1 protein-coding gene and 2 pseudogenes are annotated in these 1,768 nt (G+C 60.0%); 1 reads left to right on the top strand and 2 read right to left on the bottom strand.

From position 1 onward, the window contains the following. Positions 1-191 precede the first annotated feature (191 nt). Positions 192-641: a hypothetical protein gene (locus tag ACFVFQ_RS38695; RefSeq protein ID WP_383425406.1), complete on the bottom strand. Its 450-nt coding sequence runs from the start codon at positions 639-641 to the stop codon at positions 192-194. Positions 642-974: 333 nt separating this feature from the next. Between ACFVFQ_RS38695 and ACFVFQ_RS38690 the strand changes: the two are divergent. Next, a pseudogene (locus ACFVFQ_RS38690) lies at positions 975-1,247 on the top strand (IS5/IS1182 family transposase); the annotation flags it as partial. A gap of 92 nt (positions 1,248-1,339) precedes the next feature. On the opposite strand, the pseudogene ACFVFQ_RS38685 reads toward ACFVFQ_RS38690, so the two are convergent. Next, positions 1,340-1,650, bottom strand: a pseudogene (locus ACFVFQ_RS38685) (transposase); the annotation flags it as partial. Between the last annotated feature and the right edge of the window lie 118 nt (positions 1,651-1,768).

Genomic DNA, 1,768 nt, shown 5'->3' with positions numbered 1-1,768 from the left:
CGGCTCTTCCGCCGAGCCCGCTGCAGCCCCAACCGACTGACGTCAATGACCAAAGCGGTCCTCACCCTGGAGCAGCACCGCTGAAGAAGCTCATTGAGCCGGAACCGTTAGGCTGCCTTCGGTAATCCATTAGCCTGCGGTAATACGCAATTGCGGCGGGCAACAGTCATTCCGACTCGAACACCAAGTCGTTAGCTTGCAGTGACCGGCTTGGATACGACGACCACGAAATTTGCGGTACCTGTATACGTCCCCGTTGGATCGAGGAGCATAGGAGGGGTCGGAGGGACAGCCGGGTTTGGCATTTGTGCTGGAGTTTTTACTGTGATCTCATAGTCTAGCGGCCCGCTGTCAATCACGACAGGCTTTCCTGCTGAACTAGTCCTTTTTGTTTTATGTCCGTCCCTCAGCTTGAACTTAATAGTACCTGCACCGGGGACAGTGTATGGGGGAAACGCCATATAAGTAGCAGGAAACTCCATGCTTTCGATATCGTCAGGCAGGCAGACAGACTGCCCTTCGGCCGTAAATCGGGCAGATCCCTTGCTGATCACGACTTGCGGTGGCGATGTTAAAGTTCCGGCTTTGGGCGGCGTGCCCGGAGGGTTCGGAGGTGGGGTTGCTGAACGTCCTGGCGTCATTGCGACAATGGGTAAAATCTTGTCGCTTTCCCGGACAACTTGACTTCCCATTAAGTCATCCTTCCGGCTATGTTTTTAAAGTGGATTCCGGGGGGTATCTGTCGGCTTCTGATTCCGAATTGAGGTGAATCTGGTTAATTTGGATCCTGCGGGAAGCGGCTATGCAGCGGACTCCCGCTCGGGAATATATTTGGCAGCCTGCTAGAAAATATGGTGCAGCTGAGCGGGCGCCACCGCAAACGGAGGGCGACAGCCCTTGTGGGTCGTTGGAGGAGATACGCCCGAAGGGCGCCCCCGCGGGGGCGCCCTTCGGGCGTATCTCCTCCAACGACCCACCGCGGCCGATACTTCAAACCCCAACGCCTGCACGCGGACAAGGCATACGACATCCCTCACCTGCGGAAATGGCTCCGCGGCAAGCGCATCGCACGCAAGGGCATCGAGTCCAGCGAACGCCTGGGGCGGCGTCGCTGGATGATCGAGCGGACCATGTCCTGGCTGACACTCAGCCCCCGCTACGAACGCGATCCCCGCAACTACCTGGCCTTTCTCGGACTCGCCGCCACCCTCTGCTGCTACAAACGCCTCATCCGCCTCACCACATAGGACACCGTCTAAAAACCAGCAGTCACCGAGCGCCCTGAGGCGTCACTCAACGTATACGAATGGCCCCTTTCGGGCGTATCTCCTCCGGCGTCCCGGTGGGGGTCGTGTCTCGTTTGGTGACCGGCGACCATCGGCTTCAGCCCTTCGCTGTCGTGGACGTCGGCGGCGCAGACACCGACGAGAAGGGGCAGTCCGTTCGCGTCCGACAGGACGTGCATCTTGGAACCCGGCTTTGCCCTGTCCACGGGGCTCGGACCTGTGTGTTCGCCCCCTTTTTAGCCCTGACGTGCGCGGAATCCAGCACCACACGGGTCACGTCGATCAAGCCGGCGTCGTCGAGCCGATGGAGGACCGCCTCATGCAGGCGGCCCCACACTCCCGCTCTGGACCAGATCAGAAACTGTCAAGCCCCGGGTTTCGTGGAGGGTGAGTTAGCTGGTTTTCTGGAGTGACGCAGAGGGTTCGGCCGCGGAGTAGGCGGCCTTGTGCTCGGTGGGGGTGATGTGGCCGAGTTCGCCGTG

It is taken from the genome of Streptomyces sp. NPDC057743 (assembly GCF_042798755.1).
Lineage (GTDB): Bacteria > Actinomycetota > Actinomycetes > Streptomycetales > Streptomycetaceae > Streptomyces.
Note: the sequence above shows the minus strand (reverse complement) of the source record. Positions and strands in the feature narration are given on the sequence as shown.

Excerpts from the sequence above, each read along its gene's own strand:
- ACFVFQ_RS38695 (WP_383425406.1), bottom strand. The coding sequence starts at position 641 with ATGACGCCAGGACGTTCAGCAACCCCACCTCCGAACCCTCCGGGCACG.